Raw genomic sequence first — 5,505 nt, 5'->3', positions numbered from 1 at the left:
GCCCCGCCAAGTCACCCGCGCGCTGCCGCGCAGAGTCACCCGCGCGCTGCCGCGCAGAGTCACCCGCGCGCTGCCGCGCAGAGTCACCCGCGCGCTGCCGCGCAGAGGCCGTCAGGCACCGCCCGTGGCCCGGATCGTCGTTCCCGCGACGTAGCTCGCCGCCGGCGACAACGCGAAGGCGATCACCTCGGCGATCTCCTCGGGGTGGGCGACGCGCCCCATCGGATGGCGCGATGCCACACGAGCGGGGCGGCCCGGGTCGCCGGCGTCGGCGTGGACGTCGGTCTCCGTCGTGCCCGGAGCGACACCGACCACGCGCACCCCGTGGGCCGCTGCTTCGATCGCAAGGCCTTTCGTCAGGGCGTCGACGCCCGCCTTGGCCGCCGCATAATGCACGTACTCCCCCGGCGAGCCCGTCGTTGCAGCGCCGGACGAAACGTTCACGAGCACTCCTCCCTCGGGGAGCGCCCCCACCGCCCGGCGTGCCACGAGGATCGCTGCCCTGAGGTTGAGATCCAGCACCCGCTGGATGACGTCGACGGGAGTGTCCACGAGCGGCCCGATGTGGAAGGTGCCGCCGGCGTTGCTCACGACGCCGTCGAGCCGAGGCACGGCGGCCAGGGCACGGTCGAAGAGCTCGTCGACGCCGGTCTCGGTGGAGAGGTCGGCGCGCACGGTCGCGCAGCGCACCCCGAGCGCCTCGACCTCCGCCTGCGTCTGGGAAGCAGCCCCCTCGTCGTGTGCGTAGCCGAGCACGAGGTCGATGCCGTCCGCGGCCAACCGCAGAGCCAGAGCGCGGCCGATGCCACGCGTGCCGCCGGTGATCAGGACAGTGCGTTCCGCCATGGTTCGACTCTAGAACCGGAGGCCACTACACGCCGCCGCCTCCTCCTCCGCCGCCTCCACCGCCCGCGCTCACGCCGCCGGCCGACCCGCCCGAGGTCGACGACGACGACATCGCCGCCGATGACAACGACCCGATGCCCGACGAGAACGACGACGCGTCGAAGGCGCCGGTGCCCACGTACCAATAGGGCGCCGACACTCCGGCGGCCGCGTACAGCACCGCGAGGTGCTTCGACCACTCCTTCTCTTGACCGAAGACGACCGCGTACGGCAACAGCCGCTCGTACAGCCGGAGCATCTGCCGCGGATCGTCGACGTCGACGCCCACGCGCTCCGCCCCCTGCGGCGACTGCAGCATCCGGATGCGGTCAGCCTCCGCCCACGCGATGAACTCCTTCAGCCCGCGCAGGTGGTCGCGGGTCTCCGCCCCGGCGGCTGTCAACGGGCGGCGCGCGACCAGCGCGATCACCACGGCGAACATGAGGCCCGCGGCGACCATCAGCACCACCGGCACGCCGGGAGAGACGTAACCGACGAGGGCGACGACCCCCGACGCGACGACCACCGCGCCGGCCACGACCGCCGCCAGGATCGGCCACGCCCGCGACCCGAACGGAACCGTACGGCGCAATCCCTGATCGGTGAGGGCTTTGTCTGCCGCGGCCAGGATCTTCTGCGCGACCTTCGACAACCGGGTGTCCTGCCGCCCGAACTCGTACTGCTCCCCCGGAACCCCCGAGGGGAAGAGCCCGTCCAGGAGCATCCGGCCATCCCCGTCGGCGCGGGAAGGATCCACGAGCTCCGCGATGAGCCGCTGACCACCCCATGCCTTCGCCGGGCCCTCGATGATCCGGATCGAGCCGACCACGGCCTGCTCCAGCACCTCGGCCGGGATCGCCTTGGAGGTCTGGCCGAGCAGCACCGCGCTCTCGAGCGCATCGACGTTCGGTGGCGGTGTGTACTCGGCGATGATCGTCGGACGGCCCGGCTCATCGGCGAGCGCCCGGCGTCGAGCCCGGAACGCGAGCCCGACTGCCCCCAGAAGCCCCACACCACCGGCGACCTGCACCCATCCGGCGGGAGAAGCGACGAACGACGTGTCGAACGTCGTAAAGGTCGCCGGCTCGAATCCGACCGCGAGCGAGAGCGTCTGCCGCGGGCCGAGGTTCTCCGCGCGCGCCGTGATCACCACCCCGTCGGTCGCCGGCTCCTGGTCGATCCCCGCGCACGGAGTGGTGCTCTGCTGCGCGCCCTGTGCACAGGCCATCCTGCCCGCCAGGCGAGCGGCGAGTTCGCTGTCGAGGTGGAGCCGGGCGGTCACGGTTCCGAACGGCTGTGCCCAATCGACCCCGTTGACGTCCCAGTAGAACTCGAGCCCGGTGTCGGGGAAGCTCCAGGTCACGTTCTCCAGCTCGTAGGTGAGGAGGAAGGTCTGCACTCCTCGGAGATAGGTGTCCGACCGGGAGACGATGGCGAAGACGCCGTCGTCCTCCTCGGTCTCCGCCGGCCGCGGAGTGCCGTTCTCATCCGTCACCGAGACGAGTCGCGGATGCAGCGGCTGACCGTTGTAGGTGTCGGGGATCGCCCGCCGGATCCCGCGGTTCTGATCGGCATCGGGGAACCGAGCCACGAACCGCTCCACCACCAGAAGGCGACTCGTGCCGTCGTCGTCTCGGGTGAGCGTGTAGTCCACCGTCATCTCGTCGAAGCGGAAATCGTCGACATCGGCCGCCGCCGGCGAGGGAGCTCCGAAGACGCCGACACCCGCGATCACGGCCAGCAACACGATGGTGAGCGCACGGGAGAATCGCCTCATGTCCGCCAGCCTAGGCGCGGGATAAAGTGGACGCCATGACGGACCGCCGCCTCGCCATCGACGCCTGGGAGAGTCTCTTCCGGGCGCAGCACGAGGTGTTGGAGGAGATCAGCGCCGACTTCGACGCCGAACTCAGCCAGGCCGAGTACGACGTCATGCTGACCGTCGCCCGCGGCGAACAGAACTCCGCGCGACTGCGGGACGTCACCGCGAACATGCTCATCAGCCAGCCGAGCGTCTCGCGCCTGGTGGATCGCATGGTCGCCCGGGGCCTCATCTCCAAGTGTCCAGACCCGCAGGACGGTCGCGGCGCCGTCGTTCGTGCCACCGAGACGGGCCTCGGGATCTTCCGGCGCATCGCGCTCCGACACGGCCAGACCATCGCCGAGCGGATGGCCGTGCTGACCGATGACGAGCTCGCCCACCTCCGGGAACTGACCGCCAAGCTCCGCGACGACGCCCGCTGAGCCACCCCCGCTGAGCCATCCTCAGGCGGTGCGCCGCCGAAGCGTCGCCGCCGCCACGGCGAGCGCACCGACCGTGAACGCCGCGACCACCAGCACCGGCCGCCAGACCTCGCCGGCCGCGGCTCCCGACGCCACCGCCGAGACGGCGTCGATCGCATGGCTCAAGGGAAGCGCATCGCTCACGGCGGAGAGCACCTCGGGCATCTGGTCCCGCGGCATGAAGAGGCCACCCAGGATCATCTGGGGGAAGACGAGCACGGGCATGAACTGCACTGCCTGGAACTCCGTGCGGGCGAACGCGCTGGCGAGCAGCCCCAGCGCCGTTCCCAGGAGAGCGTCCACGACCGCCACGACTCCCAGCTGCCACACGGGGCCCGCAACGCTCAGCCGGCACACGGCGACCGCGAACGTCACGGTGGCGATCGCCTGAAGTGTCGCGAGCAGGCCGAACGCGAGGGCGTATCCGAGGATCACGTCCGCTTTGGCGACCGGCGTGGTCAGCAGTCGCTCCAGCGTGCCGCTCCGACGCTCACGCAACGTGGTGATGGAGGTGATGAGGAACATGACGACGAAGGGGAAGAGCGCCAGCAGTGGCCCGCCGATGCGGTCGAAGGCTCCCTCGCTCTCGCTGAACACCCACGCGAAGAGGCCGACGAGAAGGCTCGGCGCGACAAGGAGCAGCAGGAGCGATCGCGGGTCGTGACTGAGCTGCCGCAGCACTCGCGCGGTCGTCGCAAGCAGCCGCGCCACGTTCATGCCGCCTCCTCCCGTCGGATGAGGCGCAAAAACGCCGTCTCCGCATCCGGCGCCCCCGTCTCGGCGAGGAGCGCCTCGGGCGTCGTGTCGGCGACGAGCCTGCCCTCGCGGAGGAGGAGGAGCCGGTCGCAGCGCGCCGCTTCGTCCATGACATGGCTGGACACGAGCAGCGTCGCGCCCTCGTCGGCGAGCGAGCGGAACACGCGCCACAGCTCTTCGCGCAGCACAGGATCCAGACCCACCGTGGGCTCGTCGAGCACGATCAACTCGGGCGATCCGAGCATGGCGACCGCGAGCGACACCCGGCCCGCCTGCCCGCCGCTGAGGGAGGCCACGAGCCGCCGACGCTCGGGCTCGAGGCCGACGGCCGCGATCACGCGGTCGACGTCCGAGCGCGCAGCCCCGAGGAGCCGGGCGAAGTAGCGCAGGTTCTGCTGCACGGTGAGGTCGGAGTACACCGACGCGGCCTGCGTGTCGTACGCGACGCGATGACGCAGCGACGCACTCCCGGCCGGCGCGCCGAGCACGGTCACGGTTCCGTCATCGACGTGCTGCGCCCCGACGATCGTTCGCAGCAGCGTGGTCTTGCCGCACCCCGACGGACCCAGTAGTCCCGTGATCGCTCCCGCGGCGATGTCCACCGAGAAGTCCGAGAACACGAGACGCGATCCCCGTCGTATGCGGAGACCGCGAACGCTGACGGCACTCGCGTTATTCATCATGTGATGAATTATGCGGGGCGCGAGTCCTTCCCGTCCAGCCACAGCGTGTCGGACGCGTCTCGATGCGTGCCGGTGCCGCCCACGTGCTTCGCGTCGATCTTCGGCCCCTTCGTGATCACGTGGACGAGCGCCATGGCGTGACCCCGGCCGAGGCCGTACTCCTCCCCGAGCCACGCGACGATCTCACCCGCCTTCGTTCCCGGCCCGAAGCCGCGTTCCTCGGCGAGCGCGATGAACTGCCGAGGGGTGATCGTGGTCTTGGTCTCGATGTTGTCGAGGTAGGCCTGGAACGACATGACTGCTCCTTCGCTGCCGGTCACCCGGCGGTGAGATAGCGCTGGACGGTGGGCCCGATCCGCGCGACGAGATCCTCGGGCGACGCGTCGGCGATGCCCGGGAGCTTGGCGATGTAGCGGGCGACGATGAGCCCGACGATCTGCGAGGCCACGAGCCCGGCGCGCAGCTCCGCGTCGTCGACGTCGAGCTCCGCGACGATACGCGCGAGCAGCTCGCGGCGGAGGAACCCCACCATGAGCGGCGTCGCGAGGGAGTTGCCGAGGGAGGTGCGCAGCAGCACGACGGCGCGGCGGCGCACCTCGGGGCGCTCGAACTGCTCCAAGACGAACGAGATGACCGCCTCGCCCCACCGCTCCCGGTCGCCCGCGAGGATCGCGGGGACGACGAGATCGGGGCGGACGGGCACGTCGACGGCGGCGGCGAACAGGTCGGCCTTCGTGCCGAAGTAGTGGTGGACGAGCGCGGAGTCCACCTCCGCGCGGGCGGCCACGCTGCGGATCGTGGTCGCGTCGTACCCCCGTGCGCCGAACTCGTCGGCCGCGGCGGCGAGGATGCGCTCGCGCGCGTCCGACCGCCCGCGAGGCCGCCCCCGCCGGCGAGG

7 protein-coding genes are annotated in these 5,505 nt (G+C 71.0%); 1 reads left to right on the top strand and 6 read right to left on the bottom strand.

The annotated features are described in order from the left end of the window. Window positions 1–111: 111 nt before the first annotated feature. Both QM591_RS06540 and QM591_RS06535 read right to left on the bottom strand, forming a co-directional pair. On the bottom strand, window positions 112–846 hold the full coding sequence (locus QM591_RS06540; RefSeq protein ID WP_415130803.1) for an SDR family NAD(P)-dependent oxidoreductase: 735 nt from the start codon (window positions 844–846) through the stop codon (window positions 112–114). 25 nt (window positions 847–871) lie between these two features. Beyond that, window positions 872–2,662 (bottom strand): DUF2207 family protein, encoded by a 1,791-nt coding sequence (locus QM591_RS06535; RefSeq protein ID WP_415130801.1) that lies wholly within the window; start codon window positions 2,660–2,662, stop codon window positions 872–874. A 35-nt stretch (window positions 2,663–2,697) separates the two neighbouring features. On the opposite strand from QM591_RS06535, the gene QM591_RS06530 reads away from it, so the two are divergent. Next, window positions 2,698–3,129: a MarR family winged helix-turn-helix transcriptional regulator gene (locus tag QM591_RS06530; protein WP_415130799.1), complete on the top strand. Its 432-nt coding sequence runs from the start codon at window positions 2,698–2,700 to the stop codon at window positions 3,127–3,129. A gap of 21 nt (window positions 3,130–3,150) precedes the next feature. On the opposite strand, the gene QM591_RS06525 is transcribed toward QM591_RS06530, so the two are convergent. The 4 genes from QM591_RS06525 to QM591_RS06510 all read right to left on the bottom strand — a co-directional run. Then, on the bottom strand, window positions 3,151–3,885 hold the full coding sequence (locus QM591_RS06525) for an ABC transporter permease (RefSeq protein WP_415130797.1): 735 nt from the start codon (window positions 3,883–3,885) through the stop codon (window positions 3,151–3,153). Then, window positions 3,882–4,607: an ABC transporter ATP-binding protein gene (locus tag QM591_RS06520; protein WP_415130795.1), complete on the bottom strand. Its 726-nt coding sequence runs from the start codon at window positions 4,605–4,607 to the stop codon at window positions 3,882–3,884. The genes QM591_RS06525 and QM591_RS06520 overlap by 4 nt, the downstream gene beginning before the upstream one ends. An 8-nt stretch (window positions 4,608–4,615) precedes the next feature. Then, window positions 4,616–4,903 (bottom strand): DUF4287 domain-containing protein, encoded by a 288-nt coding sequence (locus tag QM591_RS06515; RefSeq protein ID WP_415130793.1) that lies wholly within the window; start codon window positions 4,901–4,903, stop codon window positions 4,616–4,618. Between the two features lie 20 nt (window positions 4,904–4,923). Then, a partial coding sequence (locus tag QM591_RS06510; RefSeq protein ID WP_415130791.1) for a TetR family transcriptional regulator occupies window positions 4,924–5,505 on the bottom strand: 582 nt, incomplete at its 5' end.

The organism is Microbacterium sp., assembly GCF_047607225.1.
In the GTDB taxonomy this organism is placed as follows: Bacteria; Actinomycetota; Actinomycetes; order Actinomycetales; family Microbacteriaceae; genus Microbacterium.
This window is presented reverse-complemented; position numbering and strand designations above follow the sequence as displayed.